The organism is Paenibacillus sp. MBLB1832 (genome assembly GCF_032271945.1).
Lineage (GTDB): Bacteria > Bacillota > Bacilli > Paenibacillales > NBRC-103111 > Paenibacillus_E > Paenibacillus_E roseopurpureus.
This window is the reverse complement of the sequence record NZ_CP130319.1, coordinates 873,549-893,115: the sequence shown is the minus strand read 5'-3', so window position 1 is coordinate 893,115 and position 19,567 is coordinate 873,549. Positions and strand designations below refer to the sequence as shown.

Here is a 19,567-nt window from a genome sequence, read left to right as displayed (position 1 = left end):
CTATGGGTACTCAATATCTTTCATGTTCTCGACGGTCGATATGTAAATGGAACAATTATGTATATTTTTATTACTTTATCGTAAACTCCTCAACCTTGCGATTCAGATTATTGGCAATGAACATAACGCCTTTTGTGACCGAAGAAATCTCATTTGCAGAAGCTAATTGTTCCTCTGAAGAGGCTGCGACTTCCTCACCTACTGCTGCTGTACTTTCAACAAGTTGAGCGACTCGCTGAATGGACTCTTTTACTTCTTCTGCTTGTTCTACTAGGTTATTAAAGGTTAATTTCAAATTAGCGGCATTCTCTTTCGTTATACTTGTGTTCTCCACAATTTCTTGAAGTGCCTGACCACTTAAAGAAATAATCGAGACTTGTTCTTCCACAGCATCCAAATTATCTTCCATCATATTCACTGTAATGGATGTGTCAGCTTGAATACCATGAATCAATTCTGTAATTTGTCCAGCAGAGGCTTTGCATTGTTCAGCTAATTTCTTAACCTCTGCTGCCACGACGGTAAACCCTCTACCGCTCTCGCCTGCCCTTGCTGCTTCGATTGAGGCATTTAAAGCGAGTAGGTTAGTCTGGTTAGCTATATCCGAAATGACTTGAATAACTCCACCTATTTCATCTGAGCGTTTTCCCAGCCTTTGAATCGAGTCTGTAGCAACTTTTACGGTTTCCGAAACGCCTAGAAGGTGATCAATTGTTTGTTTTAAAGATTGTTCCCCTTTTATCGCCACTTCATAAGAATGAACCGCATAATCGAACATATCTTCTGCTTTCTTTTCCCCTTTTTGCACCTCAATTAGCGTATGATTCATTTTATTTTCAATAGATTGCGTATGGAATGTTTGCTCCGTGACTCCTGAAGCGACATGTTGGATAGCTTTCGACACCTCATTGGATGCCTGCTCTGTTTGAATGGTCGCTTCAGTAAGATAATGGCTATTTTCTTTCAAATTAGTGGATATATCCCCTAACTCAGAAAGCATGACCAATAGATTCATTCTCATGTTTTCAAAAGATTGTGCCAGTTCACCAATTTCATCCCTCGAACGTATTTGAATCTTTTGCGTCAAATCTTTATTCGCAATTTGTTTAGTAGCGATAACTAATCTACGAATGGAAAGAATAGTAGGTCGACTAATCAAATAACTACACAAAAGGGAAAGGATCAGAGTAATACCGCTAATTTTATAAATTTTATTTGAGATGCTCTGAGCGAAGACATCAAAAGGTTTCTTTGGAACACCTACATAGAAAATTCCGATAATCTCGCCAGATTCATTTTGTATGGGTACATAAATCGTTTCATTTATTGTGCCTAACACATCGGCTTCTCCACGGTAGGTCGCACCAGTTTTTAATACTACATCTTTAACAGCGTCTGATACTTTTGTCCCTACCGCACGTTTTCCATCCTTCTGGACATTCGTAGTAATTCGTGTATCTCCCATAAAAATGGTTACCGTGTCACCGGTTAACTTTCCTATTTCATCTACGATTTCAGAATTATCATTCATAATCGTATGCCCTTTTATAAGCTTATTTCCTTCCACATTCCAACTACCTGGATACTTCATATTTAATAATGCTGTGGACATCGCTAAATCGGATGTTAATTTATTTTGAGCCGCAAGAACGAACTTTTCCTTTACCTGTTTGTCAACATAATAATTAATCGTAATCGTAAAGAAGCTAAGCACAATAAGAAATGCGACCATAATTTTAGTAGTAACCGAATGTAATTTCATATGCCTGCCTCTTTCTCCGGAATAACTGGAATCAAATATGAATCAACTTCACATTTTATGCGGTATAACATACGATGATTTAGAGATTCCAAGCCCTTTCCTCCTGTCGAGGGATCGGTGGAAGACTGGGTTTTCCGAATAAGTAGCCTTGGAAAAGCTGATACCCTCGTTGTTTCAACCATTCGAAATCTTCTCTGGATTCGATGCCTTCCGCTAACGGTATCGATCCGATGCGCAAAGCCGCCTCGAGAAATAGTTCCGCCGTCAGCTGCTTTGCCGAATCTCGCGAGACTCCATGAACGTATACGCGATCTAATTTCATGTAATTGGGCTTGAGCTCCGTTAGCACTTCTAACGAGCTAAAGCCTTCGCCAACATCATCGAGGGCATATTGAAACCCCTTTTCTTTGTAAAACGCCAATATACGCTTTAAATGGGCTAAGTCCTCCGTCTTCTCGGTTTCGACGACTTCGAAAACGAACAGCGAAGGGTCGGCATTCAATTTTGCGGCTAACTCAATCGTGGACTTTAAGCAGAATTCAGGAGAATAAATGGACGTCGGTATAAAATTAATAAACGTTTTGGCGCGAAGGGGAACAGCTTCTTCTACCGCTTTCATCCTGCAAAGCCGGTCCAACGCGTAAAGCCGGCCTCGTGTCTTGGCAGCCGAGAAGACGGTGTTCGGATACAGCAAACTGCCTTCTTCGTCCATGAATCTCGCCAATGCTTCGTAGGCATAAATTTGTTCATTCATGTCTACAATAGGCTGAAAATGCATGTAAACTCTGCGCTCGATGATTAGAGGTTCTACCCACTTCGTATCTTGAAGCACAGAAAGCTCTGACAGGGGCCTCCAGTCCTCTCCAGGCAATCGAAATTGTATCGTCTCTCGATCTAGATGATTCTCGCAAAAATCCGCAAGTTCACGAGCACCGAACTCTTTGATCGTTAAAGTGTCTTCTTCCACATGGTGTAGGGCGTTTCGGAGCCGCATATGCATAGACACATCACGCAACAAAAACCGGTCATGGGCCCCTTCGAACTTGATTTCAATTAGCAACTCGTTCATTCCGCATCCTTGACAGCTCATTAGCTTTTCCTCCCGTTGTAACCGAATTGTCGATTATTTCTTTCCCCAACTTCCCGAACTCGTGCCACGATTCCTCGACATGTTTGCTTGCTTCCCTATTGGCATGTTCGACTTGGGCAGCCGTCTATTCCCGTTCGTCGATATTCGTCGCTATCGGAAACGAGGGATGTCGCATATGTATAGATTTTCAATATTAACTGGACAATAACTACACAATAACTATACAATAACTATACAGAATCGGCAAGAGGTACAAAAATGATATAAAAAACGAATCATTTTTCGGCTGAAACCTCCTAATCTTGTATCGATTATGTATAATTTCTTGGAGGAGGGATTGAAGATATGTATAGCATGAAAAAGGCTTCCGAAATACTGGGCATCCCCGTGGTTACGATCCGTGCCTGGGAGAACCGTTACCAGGTCATTTCCCCAAGCCGGAGCGGCGGAGGACATCGCTTATTAAGCGAAGAGGATCTATCCAGGCTCCGCTTCCTTAAAAAACAAATTGAACAGAACGGTTTAAAAATCAGCGAAGCGGTGAAACTGCTGCAGCAAAGCGAGTCCGTCCCTCCGCCGGAAAAGGCTGCGACCGGCCGGACAACCGATGGATTGGTCAACAAGCTATACATGGATTTAATCCATTTCAATGCCACTCAAGCGGATAATACGATAGATATGGCGTTTGCATTGTATGACTTCGAAGAAACGTTTCAACGGATTATCGTTCCTGTTCTTTATCGGGTGGGAGCGGAGTGGGAGGCGGGCAAAATCAGCGTAGTCCAGGAGCATTTTGCTTCAGAAACGATTATGCGAAGATTATCTGCCTTGTTCCGGGTCTTCCCCGTGAATCCCAGTATGCCTGTCGTCGTGGCTTTTTGCCCTGAAGGAGAGCGCCACCATCTCGGACTTCTGTTGTTCAGCCTCTACTTGCGTAAACGTGGAGCCGACGTCATGTATTTGGGACCCGACACTCCACTGAAGGATTTGGACAGTATCATTGAAAGACAAAATGTTTCTTTCATCGCGGTTTCCGTTACGGATCGCCGATATATGGACAAGCTTATGGCGTGGATTGAAGCAGCTGCAAGGAATCATCCCCGATTGCAATTCCTACTTGGGGGGGCGGCTTTCGACGGAGAGGAATGGCGTTCTGTTAACGCTAACGTACGCTATTTGTCCCCCGAAGAATGGAAGGATTGGCACAACGCCAAAGAATGACGGGGTGAGCAGGCGGTGTATCTATCAACGGGGCTAAACCAAAAGGCCCCCAACCAAGGGAACCTAAAAAAGGCTGCCTTTCGGCAGCTAAGAAATTATAAATACATTTTTTCCGGGGAAAAGGCAACCGTCCAGCCAGACGCCTTTTCATTTTGGTTATTGAGCTAAAGTTCCTCGTTTCCCTTTAACTAGCCATTTGTTTTCTTTTTTGTCTTTTCCAAAATCCATAAAGTTATGACCCCAATGGAAAAAAGCAATATCCCAAAAAACAAAATCACCCCAACAAGAGGAATGTTCATGAGTGAAACCAATAAGATTAAACCAGTTAATGAAATAAACCAGTTAGAGCGACCAAACGTACCTTGAATTTTTTCACCCACTACAATACTTAAAGCAGCCATACCGATTATGAAAGCTAATTAGGATAATGGCCTCTCTGTGTTCAGGACTCAATTTCCCCATCGCTTCTTCAATCGTCATTTGGAGATCTCTTCGTTCCATATCGTTATTCGAAATCCGTGTTTCGATCAATTCGCCAGATACGGAATTCGTTTTCTTTTGCTTGTGTATTCGGTCATAGCATAAATTGGATACAATTCGTTTTAACCACGATGCAAAGGCATAACTATTATCTAATTTAGAAAGTGAATAAAAGGCTTTAACAAATGCTTCTTGAGAAACATCCTCCGCCTCCATACGATCTTCGAGCATCCCATAGGAATAACGAAAAACGATATCTTTATAACGTTTGACGAGTAAGGTGAATGCTTCTTTGTCACCGCTTTTCGCCTTAGCGATTAAGTCATATAATTCTTGATCCACGCATACTCTTCCCCCCCACAGTACCATTCATCGATACAAAAGACATACGAACAAGTCATTAAGTTCACCTTTTTACCAACCACTCATAAAACGTAGGAATGACAAGGAAGCTGTTTAAAGTTGAAGTCATCATACCGCCGATCACGACGATACCCAGTGTTTGTGAAATAACGGTATCTGAACTATGAGTCAATGCCAATGGCAACAGTGTTAAAATGGTTGTGCCTGCCGTCATAAAGATCGGTCTTACCCGTGAGAGGCTACCTTGCATAATCGCATCTTTGATAGCCAGCCCTTCTTTACGGTTTCTCTCCATTTTATCAATCAGTACAATGCCGTTCGTGACGACAATACCAGTAAGCATCAAGACACCGATGAGTGCTGCTAAGTTCCATTCCCCTCCAAAGAGCATGAGGGCAAGCACAACACCACTTAGGGCAAGCGGAATGCTTAATAGTACCGCTAGAGGCGCTCTCCACCCCTTAAAGACTCCGCTAGTAATCAGTAAGACAAGTAAGATAGAAAAAGCAATGGCTATGGACATATCCACAATCATTTGTTTAACTTGCTCCGTGATACCACCAGTTGAGTACGTTACTCCACTTGGTAGTGTGATGCTTTTCAGTTTCTGGTCAACAGCACCTGAAACTTTACCGATATCTGTTGAAGTAATTTGTACGGTAACCGTTGAAAAGGATTGCCCATCACGTTCCTGAATAGATGACGGAGTTTGGTTAGGAGCGATGGTTGCCAATTGATCGATTCTGATTTTGTGCCCACCTGCTCCACTTACTGTTTCAGAGGCAAGTGCTCCAAGCACATCAGTTGGCGTTGCATTCGCATTGGGTACCCGAGTGATGTACATGTCCACTGGAATTAACTGATGACCTACCTGAATATCAAAGTCTTTACCGCCAGCCATGTACTGCCCAATTACTTTTGTAACGTCTTGAACGTTCACTCCGGCTTGCTGAATTTTCGCTCGATCGAGTGTAATTGCATATTTAGGTGTTCCGTTCGTTAGATCAGTTGCCCCTTGAACGCTAAGACCTTGTACTTCAACTAACTTGCTTCTAACGAGCTGAGCAGCGTCATCAAGTAGTTTCTGGTCTGCTCCTGAAAGCATGATTTTCATCTGCTTATCATCACCAGCAATACTTTGATTCGATACGGTATAAACTACGTTTTGATTTAATTGGGGTAAAGTTTTTTGCAATTCGGAAATGACAGCATCTACATTATTTTTATCCTTTAATGCAACAGTCATATTGGCTATGTTCGGCAGCTGAATAAATCCGCCTCCAGCATCAAATACATCATCTGCTTGTGGCGTCATGGTAGATCCGAAATTGGCTGAATAAGAAGCGACATTCGCATTTACTTTCAGCACGTCTTCAACTTTTTGGACTTCTGTATCCACTTCAGGAAGTGCGCTTCCCTTTGGAAGTTCAATTTGAATCGCTACATCTCCCGAATTTGCCGTAGGCAGCAGGCTCACTGGAAGTGTAGTTGCAAAAATCGCAGCAACGATGAAAATAAGTAGTGAAATCGAAGTAATCCATTTTTTATGGCCAAACGCATACCGTAGGACTGGCTTCATCATGGGCTCAAGTGTAACAGCTTTCGAAGTATCATTCCTCCAACCCATCCATGCAAAAGTTGGAACGACTAACATCGCAACAAAAAAAGATACAATAAGTGCAATGACGACAGACCATGCAAAGCCAGAGTAAGATGCGCTAATGACACCGCCAACCATGGCAATAGGTACATAAACAGCGATCGTTGTTGCGGTCGAGGCAAAAATAGCCGGCAGCATTTCTTTTACAGCAGATGAAAGCACATGTAAGGTGGTTTGGTCCTTATTCTCCTGATATTTTCGGTACATATTATCAAGAACGACAATGGAATCATCAACAATTCTCCCCATTGCAACAATCAAACCTGACACGGTCAAAATGTTAAGCGTAATCCCCATTGTTTTCAAAACAGCTGTCGTGGCAAGCAGTGATATTGGCAGCGATACAGCAATAAGCAGTGTTGAACGTACATTACGGAAGAAAAAGAAAACGCACAGCATGGAGAACAGGCAACCCAAAAGTCCTTCTCGTACAAGTCCCAATAGGGAAGCATTTAACTCATGTTCGCGGTCTAGCATCACGGTTAACGAAACATCATTATTTTTAATTGGCGCTATTTGCGCGACGCGCTCTTTGACTAGGTTTGCTACATCCGTAATATTCGATGACGGTGTTTTTAGAACATCTAAAAGGATGCTTGCTTTTCCGTTAATGCGTGATACAGTTTTAATGTCAGTCAGTGAGTGAGATAGATCAGCCACAGTAGATAACGGGACGTTGGTGCCTTGCTTATTTTTTATCGGAATATTGTTTAACTCTTGGTCTGTTAAGTTCCAACCATTCACTGTTAATGGAAACGAGTCTTTATTGTTAGATACTTTTCCAGTTGACCAATTCGGCAGCGCGGCGGCTAATGATTGATTCAAATCATCCATTGTTAAACCATTCTTTGTTAGATCCTGCATCCTTACATTTAAAACGTAACCATTGTTTGCTGCTCCAGTGACACGGACATCTGCGACACCCGGAACGGATTTCAGTTGTTTAGCTATATCAGCCTCAACCGAAGAACGAAGTGATGTTTCGTCAATGTTTGTACTGTTTGAAGTTAAGCTGTAGCTCAAAATTGGAAATGTACTCGTCGTTACACGAGTGATAACCGGAGCACCAACGTCAGTAGGAAGCACTGCGCTTGATACAGCTTGTTTAATGTCACTCTCAGCTTGTTTCATATCAAAATCCATCGGGTAGTACAGATTCATCAAAAGTCCGCCATCATAGGAATTTGTTTCTACATCCATCAAGCCATCAGATGACCTAATAGCAGCTTCTAATTTTGGCGTTACATTTAGTTTAACTTGATCTGCCTGGTAAGATGAGGCCCGTACTGAAACAAGCAGTGTTGTATTATTAATGCCTGGTAGATAATCACGTTGCATTTGAAAGGCAGAGATACCTCCCCATGCCAGAATAAGCAGCATACAGACCACAATTAGAATCGCCCTTTGCATTGAGCCTTCGATTATTTTTTTCATGATTCAAACCTCATTCCGTTTTTTCTCTAATCGAGTAAAGCATTGAAAACCGACTGATGACCAGTAATCGCCAAAACATTATAGTAGGATCCCAAAAGAAAATATAAAGAAATTTAGCAAATGAAAGGACTGGGCTTATGCTGCTAAAGTTCAGAATGGTTCTAAAATAATTTATTTATAAATTTTTCATATGATGTTAGGAGGGTATGAAAGTAATGGATCCGTCGAAGAAACTAAATAGATTGACATCTACTCTTGAAGTATTATGGGTATCTCTGAAGTTAGGATTAACATCTTTTGGGGGACCTGTGGCGCACTTGGGTTACTTTCATGACGAGTATGTACGTAGAAAAAAGTGGTTGGATGAGCGGAGCTTCGCAGACTTAGTTGCACTCTGTCAGTTCTTACCAGGACCAGCTAGCAGTCAAGTCGGAATAGGGATTGGTACCATTCGCGCAGGTCTTCTAGGCGGATTTATTGCCTGGTTAGGGTTCACGCTGCCATCAGTGATTGCATTAGTTCTTCTTGCTTTAGTTTTGAAAGGCTTCAATATTGGTAATGTTGGGTGGATTCACGGGTTAAAGATAGTTGCAGTAGCAATTGTAGCACAAGCAATTTTAGGCATGGGTCAAAAACTTACTCCTGATCGAAAACGTGTGACAATAGCCATAGTCAGTACAACTATCACATTGATTTGGCAAACTACAATAGCTCAAATCGTACTTATTTCTTTAGCGGCATTCATTGGATTACTCCTTTACCAAGAAAAGACTGAAGTGGGACGCACGTCGCTTCAAATTCCAGTTAGCCGCACCATAGGTTTGATCTGTTTAGTTTTGTTCTTTGCCATCCTTGTTGGACTACCTATTCTGAAGGGAATTACTACTCAGCACTGGCTGGCGTTATTTGATAGTTTTTATAGATCTGGATCCCTCGTCTTTGGGGGAGGTCAAGTGGTTTTACCTTTATTAGAGCGAGAAATGATACCGACAGGTTGGGTAAGTAGAGAGAACTTCTTAACCGGATATGGAGCAACGCAAGCGGTACCAGGGCCGCTGTTTACATTTGCTTCGTATTTAGGAGCAATTAATGGGGGGATTCTGGGGGCTGTAATTGCAACTTTCGCTATTTTTCTTCCAGCATATTTATTGGTTATCGGTACACTGCCCTTTTGGAATGTTCTCAGAAGCAATCCTAAAGTTCAAAGTACTTTAACAGGTATTAACGCGGCTGTCGTCGGAATTTTACTCGCTTCTTTCTATAACCCGATCTGGACATCGGCAATCTTAAACCCTGCAGACTTTGCTTTAGCTGCTATATTATTTATTTTGCTCGTATTTTGGAAATTGCCTCCATGGGTTATTGTGATCGCTGGTGCAATAGGAGGAACTCTAATTCGTTTTTTTCCATTCTAGTGGAATTCCCAAAAGAGTCAAGCGAATTCCGTTCAAATCACACGAAAAAGAACCGGTCAACTGAACCGGGTTCTTACCGAAAAATTTACGAAATATCAATATTCACCGCACACGCCTATTACACAACATTGGTATAAGTAAGAGGAGATGATTAATTACGTAAATAGCGAAGGAGAATTTAAAATTATGAAACGTAAATGGATCGTGCTTACGACTTTACTGCTTGCGCTTCCCACAGCTGTTTCGGGAGCAGCACTGGCTAAGGAAATGAGGGGGGTAACCTCCGAGACAGTAACATACTCTAGCAACGGACAAGCGATTACCCCATCTGCGCCTGCTGTAAATATGGACGGCAGTTTGTACATGCCCATTCGTGCGCTCGCTGAAGCATTGGGCAAATATGTCGATTGGGATGAGTTTCGTAACAGCGTATCTTTGACAGACAAGCCTGTGTTGACTGGTAAATACGAGCTCAAAGCACCCAATCTGGCAGAAGGCATTAAAATGGGCGTGGGCTCCTCGTTAACACATCTTCCAGGAGATCCTGATAACGTATTCTATACCACAGCTGATCGAGGGCCAAACGGTCAACCCACGATCAATGGCAAAACCGTGCGTACGTTCCCGCTTCCAGACTATGCACCAACGATTAATAAAATCGAGGTTAGTAAAGGCGAAATTAACATTTTAGATAAGTTCCCTTTGAAGTTGACAGGCACAGATCCTGTATCAGGCAAAGCAACGATTACTGGGTTGCCTAATATTAAGGGGCGTGATGAAGAGCCTTATGATGCAAAAGGCGAGAAGGTACTGGCTTACGACCCGTACGGACTTGATATTGAAGGCCTGGCTTACAATCCCAAGGATGATACCTTCTGGATTTCCGATGAATACGGCCCGTCGATTGTCCATGCTAAGCGAGATGGTACGATCATTGAGCGTATTGTGCCTAAAGGTTGGTCCAATCAGGTGTCAGCACCGCTAGTGCCTTCCCGCGAGAAGCTCCCAGAAGTGTACAACAAGCTGCGCCAGAACCGCGGAGCCGAAGCGGTTGGTATTACACCGGATGGCAAATATATGTTCATGGCCATGCAGAATGCGCTTCGTAATCCAGATAAAGCGATGGATAATTCCCGCCAGGTTCGGATTATGAAGATTGAACTAGCAACGCTCAATCCTGTCGCTGAGTTTGTATATGCCCTCGAAGATGCGAAGCAATTTAAAGAACTGGCTCAATCGGATATTGTCATCTCCGATCTGGTTGTTGTGAACGAGAATACGCTATTAATCGATGAGCGGGATAAATTCTCTGGCGATAAAGCGCAGATGAAGCGCATTTATGCCATTGACCTTTCCACAGCTACCAATATCATTGGCAAGTACGACACTACGGCAGCGGCAGGTAAAACGATTGAACAAATGACGATTGCAGATCTGAAAGCAAATGGCATCCTGCCTACGACGAAGAGAACCGTCCTGGATGCAGTAGCATTCAAGTTCCCTTATGAGAAAATTGAGGGTATTTCGCTCGTCAATGGCGATACGCTTGCCATCACGAACGATAACGATTTCGGCATAGACAGCAATAATCCAGAAAATGGTACACTTCTGTGGACGTTTAAGCTGCCATATACAATCAAATAAGGATGCTAATTAAGCGGCCTTAGTCCGATAGAATTCAGGACTAAGGCCGCTTCGTTCAAACCGGTTCAGTATATCGGAATGCTAAATTCATTCCGCCCCTCCCGCAAGGGATACCTTTTATTCCCCCACACCAAATTGCCGGGCAAACCTCTCGGCAGATTCACTTCAACGAGCCACTGGCTTCCCTGACGCTCCACCTTCGCTTCAATAAATCCATTCGGGTGCGGAAGCTTGCCGTGAAGACAGGTTAGCGATCCCAGCTGCGGTCGAATACCGACCGATGTAAAACCCATCGATGCTGGGCGAATGCCAAGCAAGTTGGTGTACATATGGTAGATCGGGTGAGCCCCCCACGCATGACAGTCCGAACGCGTCGTATCCAGGAAAATTTCTGGTGTCGTTCGAAGACCGCTCGCCTCCATGCCAAACCATGGCTCGAGTCTGGTGAGCAGTGCATCACTATGGCCAGCAGACGCTAACGCTTCGAACGTATAGTGATCAAAATAAATGCTTGTGCGCATGAGGTCGGTGGCCTTCAGCATGTCAGGTACAAGTCGGCCGTTTCGTCTTGGTGAAATCGACTCACATAAGATGGAAAGCACCTGAGGATGCTCCGAATAATGCTGATGTCCAGTGTCATCGGCAAACAGTCCTCTCTCCTCGTTCCAGAACAGTTGCTCTACCACGTTGCCTAGCTCCTTGGCCAGCCGCCTTGCTCGTGATGCCAACTCATCTTCACCTAAGTAGGCCTCCAACTTAGCGACCAGCTCTAACGTATGAATCATCTGCAAATTGTATGCTGCATTCAAGCGATCCGCTCCATGCGGCGGCTCACCAAAGTTCCATGCTTCTGAAGGAGCTGTCTGCCAATCCATGAAGTTCCATGAAATCGGCAGCCTTACCGCACCATTCACCGAACGGTTGCACAATAGCTTATCTATCTCATCCCGAACGCTGCTCATCATGGCACGAATCCATTGGGCGTCGCCTCGCCATAGGGCATAATCATAGACCATCGCCACCCACCACAAGGAGAAGGAGGAAATATGTTTGCCGCCTTGATCGGGGTAAGCGCAGTTCACAAGGCCAAGATGGTTGTTCCGAGAAGCACGGAACATATCCAGTGCTTTACGAGGCAATCGATCATCGAGCGTGCTCACGTAGGTAATCAACGACTGAATGCGGGTATCCCCTACATACATGAGCTGTTCCCAATAGGGGCAATCCATGTAGGTTTCGTGTGCGCACATTTGCAACGTCCTGAAAGACGCAGCAACTACTTGATTTAAACGTTCATCGTTACAACGAATGGAACCTTCCATTTCTAGCGGATATCTCGTTTCTAGCAGGTTAAAAGCATGAAAAACCACCGCTTCGCTTGCCGTCTCCACGATCAGTTCGGCATAACGTCCCGCATGCCACCACAACAAATCGAAGCGTCTGTTCGATCCACCGTCTGGACGAAACGTATCGCCATAGCCTTTAAACCATTTTCCCCCAATATCGTTCCGGTTCGACTTGCGTCCGCCTTGTGCTTCCTCATAGAAAGACTCTTCCCAATGAAGTCGAATAACAGCACCCTTCCCTCCCGATACGACCAGCTCCGGATAACAACAATAATAATCGCCTAAATCGATTATGACTCGTCTTCGGGTGTGAGCTGGCATGGAAATCGGTCGTCCTGTCAGTAACCCCTGCCAAATCTCATGATCCTCTTGCAAATCGCGACTGGCATCAATGGGTTGTTGGTCTGCTTCCAACCTGCCAGCTTGCTCAACAAAGCGAACAGCGCTGGGCTGGAAGCTAACCTCTTGCATCGCGGGTAGTTTAGCAGGGCGCATAAGTCGCTGTGTCGATGACAAATGATAATTGTCTGATCTGTGGATGCCATAGTCCATTGGTTCAGCCGGAAGCCAACCGCCGCCCTCCCCAGACAGGGCATCCCAATCAAAGGAAGCGCCGTCAACATCGAGCTTAGCACCAGTACCGATGCTGGAGGGCAGCGGGATAAATTGATAACCCGACATTGGCTTCGCTTCCCACCGAGCTATACCAGTCCCCATCAGAGGTGAGAGAGCCTCATCATCTGGACTAAGCAGGAAGCCTGGCTGTACGCTGACCTGTGCCCACGGCTTATACGGTCCGAGCGCCCAGCAGCGCGCAAGCCATTGATGTTCGCCAGCGGCCATTTCGACCTCATACGTCTCATAAAACCAATTGCTCCGGTCTCCGCGCTCGCTGCCTCGGCCGATCCTTCGATCATCCAGAAATAGCTCATACCTTTCGTCTCCAGATACGTGTATGCGTATGCGAAGCGCTTCACTTAACGTGAACTTGCAACGGTACGCGATGACATAGGGAGCTTTACCAGCTTCTGCGCAGGTCACCCAACGACATGACCACCGCGAAGTCTGTTTCCAAGGTTCTTTGGATGGGATACTTTCTATATGTTCACTATAAGGTAGGTCTGTGAGCAATACGCGCAATCATAACACCTTCTTTATTCATAATCGGATATCATTCCAGGTTTAACATACCGATTTTGATTGACCTCATCAATCTACATTTCTTTGCAGGATTAACATACAGACACCCCCTGGGGAGTTCCCAGGGGGTGTCTGTATGAGATTACTTCACATAAGCCTTATGGATTATAACTCACCTTGACATCATCTACGCTCATCGAGCTTGCATTGCCGCCGATCGACGTGCTCAGCTTATCGACCTTGGTCAAGCCAGAATAACGATAGTTCCACTGTGAGCCTCGCAGCTCGCCGTTTACATAAACATCGAACTTTTTCGTTGCTGTGTTGATAATCACTTTGAGACGGTAAGGTTCTCCGTTCGTGATCGAGGTCAGCACATTCGTTTGCGTACCACCGTTGTAGCCCCAGATTCTGCCGTTCTGCATGATGAGATGGGCAGCGCTGCTGTTCGAAGTGAGACTGCTGTCCGCGACGATCAAGGCATTTTTCCAGTTGTTATCATCGGCGGTCACGGTTGCTTCTACGATGACCGTACTGTTTGCTGGTGCGGTAAACACCTTATACGCTTCAGCTTTGCCTGAGGTGGTCGTTGTTGTAAGTTCAACAGATTTATCCGATCCGCTCACCGTCTGTACCACCCCCGTATTCCCCGTGACGCCGCCGTTATCGAACACCCAACCGCCTTGCCCATTTAAATTGCCGAGCGTCATGCCGTTAAAGTTCTCATCGATTAGAGAAGTTAACGTAAGGGGCTTATATGCTACTTTCACATCGTCCACACTCATCGAGCTGGCATTCCCAGCGATGGAGGTAGAAACCTTGTCGAGTGCAGTCAGGCCTGAGAATCGATAATTCCAACCCGTGGCGAGCAGCGTATCGTTGACGTAGACGTCGTATTTTTTCGTTGACGCATTAATCACAACCTTCAATCGGTACGGCTGACCGCTGGTGATTCCCGTTAACACATCGGTTTTGGTGCTGCCGTTATATCCCCAAATTTTGCCGCTTTGCATAACTAATTGGGCCGCTACATTATTGGAAGTTAAGCTGTTGTCCGAAATGATCAGCGCATTTTTCCAGTTGCTGTCATCAGCCGTTACGGTCGCTTCCGCTATGATGTACCCATCTTGAGGGGCATTAAACAGACGATAAGCTTCGGCACTTCCGCTAATTGAAGCTGTCGTTACTTTCAGCGATTTGTCCGTGTTAGCGCCATTGTCCTTCTGCACAACAACAGTGTTCGCAGCCACGCCCGCGTTGTTGAAGATCCAGCCGTTCTGACCTGTCAGCGCGCCAAGCGTCATACTGTTGAAATCTTCATTCACCGTATAGCCAGCAATTGGGACGCCAGTAGGCGTTGCAAAAAACGCCTTGATGCTATTGCCGCCAGCACCGTTCACATTGACGGTGAGGGTGGTCGTCCCGCCACTCGTGCTGGCTGTGATCCGCGAATCCTTATAAATAACTGGTCCTAGATTTTGTGTAAGCGTAAGTTGAATGGTGCCCGTATTGGACAGCGTTGGATCAGATACGGAAACTTCGGTTCCGTTCTCGGTCGTACGCACCATGACGGAAGCTTTTTTGTTACTGGTGACACCGCTCACCGTTTTTACCGCATCATTCCAGAAGTTAACACCTAGTATGCCCAGCGCGTTTTCCTTCACAGCCTGTGCATCTGTTGAATTCTCCACCACCGTGATTTCCGGATTTGCAGCATAGGTGTCCAATTCCCCGCTTGACTTACCCGGCAGCAGCACATAGGCGTACCCAGCATTGGTCGGATTCGTGCCATGATCGAACCATAGATTCATGTAATTGCGTGTATAGTTTGTTGTGTAATCCGTGCCTGTATAGTACTGGTTAACGCTCGACCATTGGTCTGTTCGCGCCTCACGCAATCCCTTGATTGTCGCTGCTGTCGGGAAATAGTAACCGATGTCCGAACCGGCCACGTTCCCGGCCAAATGAATCTTGTTCACGCCAGTCATGGTTTCACTCCACCCTAGCGCGGTTGACTTTGCAGTACCGTTGACAGTAAGCGCATTGTTGCCGCTGCTGTTCAGCTTACGATTTTCGACGATGGATTCCACAACCTTGTTGTCTGTCGACGTAATGCCTGCACCCAAATTCACAATTTCATCATCGAACATAAACCAAGATTTCTTCGCTGTAAGATTATAGCCATTGGCCGTGTACTGCATGCCTGTGATCCCGTATTGTCCAGAAATCTCCGTGCCTCCGACCCATGAATTCGGATTTTTCGCATTCGCTGCTGCTGTCGTGTTCTGATTGACCGTCGTGCCAGGCAAACGATAGCTGTTTATGGTAGGCCAGTAATTATCCTTATACTGGGTTAAATCGGAATTATAGAGATAGGTCATCCCGTCCCCCGTATGCCAGCCCTTCAAATTTTCATTGTTAACAATTTCAAAATTCGCAATTTTATTGGACGACATGCTAATGCCAAAAACAAAGCCTGGTCGATGGTGGATGGCTCTAGCCATGTTAGGGTATTGTTTGTTCATGATAAGCGCATCTCTCGTGGTAACGGATGGATCGCTCAAAATTTGTTTCGTTTGCACGATGGAGCTGATCATAACCAAATCTGCATACTTGGTAGGAGACGTAGCCTCCGTCATCCATTTTTTAATCATCGATTTATAAGCTGCCCGATCGTCGGCGGAAGGAGCGGACAAAGCCATCCTTGCTACGGAGGCGCCAAGTGCCCCCATTGACGTTAATCCCAGATCATCGCTGGCTTTTCTTGCAATGTTGCGTCCTCGGACCATATCGGCCATGGAGTCATTATAAAAAAGAGGTTCAAAAGCATTGTAAATCCATTGATAAATGTTATCGACATCTGGATCCGTAATATCCCATGAAGATCCTGCTACGATGTACATCACCTTCGTTAAATTATCGAGTAAGCTTATGCCATATCCACCGTTGTAGGGAATGAGTGCCGTATGTTGCAGAAATGAACCCTCGCTATACATGCCTTCGCCAGACGTCACATAGTCGAATACCGAACTAAGCTGGTCCCGGCCCTCAATGATTTTGGCACTGTTTTTCACAATAATCCCGCTCGTAATTTTAATGTTGCAAGCCCATACACGATTCGCTCCTGTCAGGCCAGCCCCCCAAGTCAGTGCTTGGTAGTCGATCACGGCGTGCCAATTGCTAATCTGTGTCGAAGTTAAACTGGAATAAATCCAAGTCGTGATGTTGTTAATGCTGAGTGGTGAGGAGATTTGCCAGTCGAACCAATTATCATAACCTCTTTTAGGAATGCTGGTATTATATCGGTTCGTGTACATCCAATCCATAGCACTAATAATATCTGCCAGCAACGCCCCGTTATTCTGAAGTGTTGAGCCTCTGGTCACATAAGCCAATGTCATCGCTTCTAAACGTTGATAGCTTCCTGACACATGCTCCGATTCCGTTGTCGTGGCCAAGTCGCTCCACAGGTAAGTTCTCCCTGCACTCTTATTCATCGTATCCCAGTTCGTCTGAGCAAGGGTCGTAATATTGGTAATCTTGACGCTGATATCTGGATCAGCCGGATCGTACGTAGGGCCCCCAGTTGTAAAATCATAAATTTTCGCTCGCAAGGTGTCATACTCATCTGCCGCATAAGCAGGGGACACGGGCAGTGCCGCTAGGTTTACAATCAGTGCCAACACCAATAAAAGCGCTTTCAAAAAACGAAGTTTTCCCATTATCATAAATAACTCCTTTCATAAGGCATTGATTAGTTGCCCTTCCATCAGCCGTTTCTATGGTGTAATCGAGCTGTATGCTTCCTATCACTTCCTCTCTTCCTAAACTGAACTCATCTTACTCGGTGATTAGGCGCTGGCACAATATACATGATTTCAATCAGTTAACAGGCACGCGCTGGGCGGATCGTCGGGTTGCAATATACACTTTTTTTAGCGATAGACATGTAAATAAAAGAAAAACAAAACCCCGTCTGCTGTGTTCGCCGCGCCATAGGGCACACCATGCAATTCCAATATATTTTTCGAAATAGCAAGACCCAATCCCGCTGCGCTCATTTTTAATAACGCAGTTAATTTTTCATCGTTTAGGAAAAAATCTGCCGAATAATCAGGCTTACCATCCCTTGAAAATAAACCCTCTACTTTAATCGTTGCGGGTGTCGGTTCACCTTTTAATACGGCTTCAATTTCTTGCGGAGTTGGTACTTTGTCTGTTGTTTGTACAGGGACGACCTCAGTTACTTGTTTTGGTGTTGCGGTGGCAGTGTTAGCCGCATAAGCACTAGCACCCCCCACTAACAATACGGCTGAAATACCAAGTACAGTGAATAATTTTGTTTTGTTCTTCACCATGTTCATTACCTCATTTCATAGATTTGTTTGTTGTTACAGGTATTAATATAAAGAGAGCATGTCAAGATGAGGTCAAGATTAGATCAATTTGACATTGAGATTTTAATAGTTTTGAAGATGCAAAAAAAGTCAGCAAACTCAAAGGTTTGCTGGCTTTTTCTCCGCTAACTCCCACACATCCAACCCTTCCATGAATGCTGCGCCTTCTCTTGCAAAAAGCTTTACACCAAGACTATCCCGCTTCGGATAGATGCGATTCGTTACCGTTTTGGTTCCGTCATTCGCGAACAATTCAACGGAAGAGCGATCCACAAAAATATGCAGCCTGATGCTGCCATCTTCCAGTGGATCTAATTGCACTTCGCTCACGCCCGATTCACCTGCGCCCGAATGCGTACGATCAACGCGAAGTGTCCGCTGAGCTACCGCGTAGATCACCTCGGTATACTCGGCGCCATCCTCTGAGCAACGAAGTTGAAGTCCGAACTCACCCTCGGATTGCGCCGCATCGAAAACCGCAATAATCTCAAGCTGATTACCCTGAACGCCAGCTATCGAAGTGATCTCTCCCGCTTCAATGCTGCGTCCCTCCACTCGATGATGCTCCTTCCGCAGAGCAACCAATTCCGCAACAGGCTGCATGCGCAACGTGCCATCCTCCGCAAGTGTCAGCTCGCGCGGCAGCGTGAAAGCACCCATCCAGCCATGCGCTTGTTCCGGCATTTGAGCGCCCCAAATGTTCATCCAGCCGATTAGGATGCGGCGTCCATTCCCATCCACAAACGTTTGTGGCGCATAAAAATCAAACCCATAGTCCAAACGCTCTGCATAACGGTAATCAAACTTACCTGTTTCATAGCTTAGCTTGCCTGTGAGATACATCGTCTTAGTTGCACCCATATTCATCGGGGAAATGATCAGCACGTGGTCATCTCCATCACCGAGTGGAAATAGATCAGGGCACTCCCACATATCGCCCATTGTGCCATCACTTTCTGCAGCGACCCCAAGATAACGCCACGCCAGCAAATCAGATGATGTATACATCAACGTTTTGCCTAAGCCATCCTTGCCGTAACCAAGAACCATATACCACTGACCCTCATGCTGCCAAACTTTTGGATCCCTGAAGCCGAAACCGCCATCCTCTGGTGCGACCGCAATAACAGGATTAAGGCTCGATTTGTTGAAAATAACGCCATCCATGCTTGTCGCAATGCACTGAACCTCCGTTGGCTCCCGTCCATCGACATGCCCTGTATAGACTAACGTCAGAACACCGTTATCATCGACAGCGCTTCCCGACCAACAACCATAACCGCCGCTTTCCCCGCAATCGTATGCTTCTGAAGGCGCCAATGCGATAGGGAGATGCTCCCAGTTGATCAAATTCTTACTCTTTGCATGCCCCCAGTGCATCGGTCCCCAATTCGGCTCATAAGGATAATGTTGATAAAACACATGATATTCCTCGTTCCAATAAATAAGCCCATTCGGATCATTCATCCAGCCCGCGGGAGGCATGACATGATAGCCTAGTCTAAAGTGGTCCTCAATGACTAGCTCGGCAGCCTGCTCCAAAGCTTGATTCGCGTGTTCCACACGTTCCATGTGGCGCTTTTTCCGTTCCATCCCCTCTTGTTCACCCCTCATC

The 19,567-nt window shown here is 45.4% G+C and carries 12 protein-coding genes; 3 read left to right on the top strand and 9 right to left on the bottom strand.

The window, feature by feature from the left end:
• Window positions 1-70: 70 nt before the first annotated feature.
• Window positions 71-1,762 carry a methyl-accepting chemotaxis protein gene (locus MJB10_RS04015; protein ID WP_314801954.1) on the bottom strand — a complete coding sequence of 564 codons (1,692 nt, stop codon included), beginning with the start codon at window positions 1,760-1,762 and terminating at the stop codon, window positions 71-73.
• Window positions 1,763-1,841: 79 nt separating this feature from the next.
• On the bottom strand, window positions 1,842-2,852 hold the full coding sequence (locus MJB10_RS04010; RefSeq protein WP_314801952.1) for an EAL domain-containing protein: 1,011 nt from the start codon (window positions 2,850-2,852) through the stop codon (window positions 1,842-1,844).
• A 345-nt stretch (window positions 2,853-3,197) separates the two neighbouring features.
• Here MJB10_RS04010 and MJB10_RS04005 point away from each other — a divergent pair, with 345 nt between their 5' ends.
• Window positions 3,198-4,073: a MerR family transcriptional regulator gene (locus MJB10_RS04005; protein WP_314801950.1), complete on the top strand. Its 876-nt coding sequence runs from the start codon at window positions 3,198-3,200 to the stop codon at window positions 4,071-4,073.
• A gap of 188 nt (window positions 4,074-4,261) precedes the next feature.
• Here MJB10_RS04005 and MJB10_RS04000 read toward each other — a convergent pair whose 3' ends face one another.
• The 3 genes from MJB10_RS04000 to MJB10_RS03990 all read right to left on the bottom strand — a co-directional run bounded on the left by MJB10_RS04000 (window position 4,262) and on the right by MJB10_RS03990 (window position 8,010).
• Window positions 4,262-4,474 (bottom strand): hypothetical protein, encoded by a 213-nt coding sequence (locus tag MJB10_RS04000; RefSeq protein ID WP_314801948.1) that lies wholly within the window; start codon window positions 4,472-4,474, stop codon window positions 4,262-4,264.
• Complete coding sequence (locus MJB10_RS03995) at window positions 4,446-4,895, bottom strand: RNA polymerase sigma factor (protein ID WP_314801946.1); 450 nt, start codon at window positions 4,893-4,895, stop codon at window positions 4,446-4,448. Before MJB10_RS03995 ends, MJB10_RS04000 begins: the two co-directional genes overlap by 29 nt.
• A gap of 64 nt (window positions 4,896-4,959) precedes the next feature.
• Window positions 4,960-8,010, bottom strand: a complete 3,051-nt coding sequence (locus MJB10_RS03990; RefSeq protein ID WP_314801944.1) for an efflux RND transporter permease subunit — start codon at window positions 8,008-8,010, stop codon at window positions 4,960-4,962.
• Between the two features lie 215 nt (window positions 8,011-8,225).
• On the opposite strand from MJB10_RS03990, the gene MJB10_RS03985 reads away from it, so the two are divergent.
• Both MJB10_RS03985 and MJB10_RS03980 read left to right on the top strand, forming a co-directional pair.
• Entirely contained in the window at window positions 8,226-9,425 is a 1,200-nt protein-coding gene (locus MJB10_RS03985) for a chromate transporter (RefSeq protein WP_314801941.1), read from the top strand.
• Between the two features lie 186 nt (window positions 9,426-9,611).
• Window positions 9,612-11,069, top strand: a complete 1,458-nt coding sequence (locus MJB10_RS03980; RefSeq protein WP_314801939.1) for an esterase-like activity of phytase family protein — start codon at window positions 9,612-9,614, stop codon at window positions 11,067-11,069.
• A 65-nt stretch (window positions 11,070-11,134) separates the two neighbouring features.
• Here the strand turns inward: MJB10_RS03980 and MJB10_RS03975 are convergent, their stop codons facing one another.
• The 4 genes from MJB10_RS03975 to MJB10_RS03960 form a co-directional block, all read right to left on the bottom strand.
• The gene (locus MJB10_RS03975; RefSeq protein WP_314801937.1) at window positions 11,135-13,456 is read right to left on the bottom strand and encodes an alpha-L-rhamnosidase-related protein; all 2,322 of its coding nucleotides are present in this window, start codon (window positions 13,454-13,456) and stop codon (window positions 11,135-11,137) included.
• A gap of 257 nt (window positions 13,457-13,713) precedes the next feature.
• Complete coding sequence (locus tag MJB10_RS03970; protein ID WP_314801936.1) at window positions 13,714-17,277, bottom strand: polysaccharide lyase 8 family protein; 3,564 nt, start codon at window positions 17,275-17,277, stop codon at window positions 13,714-13,716.
• Window positions 17,278-17,490: 213 nt separating this feature from the next.
• Entirely contained in the window at window positions 17,491-17,913 is a 423-nt protein-coding gene (locus MJB10_RS03965; protein ID WP_314805882.1) for an ATP-binding protein, read from the bottom strand.
• Between the two features lie 138 nt (window positions 17,914-18,051).
• Window positions 18,052-19,524 carry a glycoside hydrolase family 32 protein gene (locus MJB10_RS03960; protein WP_397386613.1) on the bottom strand — a complete coding sequence of 491 codons (1,473 nt, stop codon included), beginning with the start codon at window positions 19,522-19,524 and terminating at the stop codon, window positions 18,052-18,054.
• Window positions 19,525-19,567: the final 43 nt, after the last annotated feature.

Excerpts from the sequence above, each read along its gene's own strand:
- MJB10_RS04015 (WP_314801954.1), bottom strand. The coding sequence starts at position 1,762 with ATGAAATTACATTCGGTTACTACTAAAATTATGGTCGCATTTCTTATT.
- MJB10_RS03970 (WP_314801936.1), bottom strand. The coding sequence starts at position 17,277 with ATGGGAAAACTTCGTTTTTTGAAAGCGCTTTTATTGGTGTTGGCACTG.
- MJB10_RS03990 (WP_314801944.1), bottom strand. The coding sequence starts at position 8,010 with ATGAAAAAAATAATCGAAGGCTCAATGCAAAGGGCGATTCTAATTGTG.
- MJB10_RS04005 (WP_314801950.1), top strand. The coding sequence starts at position 3,198 with ATGTATAGCATGAAAAAGGCTTCCGAAATACTGGGCATCCCCGTGGTT.
- MJB10_RS03985 (WP_314801941.1), top strand. The coding sequence starts at position 8,226 with ATGGATCCGTCGAAGAAACTAAATAGATTGACATCTACTCTTGAAGTA.
- MJB10_RS03965 (WP_314805882.1), bottom strand. The coding sequence starts at position 17,913 with ATGGTGAAGAACAAAACAAAATTATTCACTGTACTTGGTATTTCAGCC.
- MJB10_RS04000 (WP_314801948.1), bottom strand. The coding sequence starts at position 4,474 with ATGGCTGCTTTAAGTATTGTAGTGGGTGAAAAAATTCAAGGTACGTTT.
- MJB10_RS03980 (WP_314801939.1), top strand. The coding sequence starts at position 9,612 with ATGAAACGTAAATGGATCGTGCTTACGACTTTACTGCTTGCGCTTCCC.
- MJB10_RS04010 (WP_314801952.1), bottom strand. The coding sequence starts at position 2,852 with ATGAGCTGTCAAGGATGCGGAATGAACGAGTTGCTAATTGAAATCAAG.
- MJB10_RS03960 (WP_397386613.1), bottom strand. The coding sequence starts at position 19,524 with ATGGAACGTGTGGAACACGCGAATCAAGCTTTGGAGCAGGCTGCCGAG.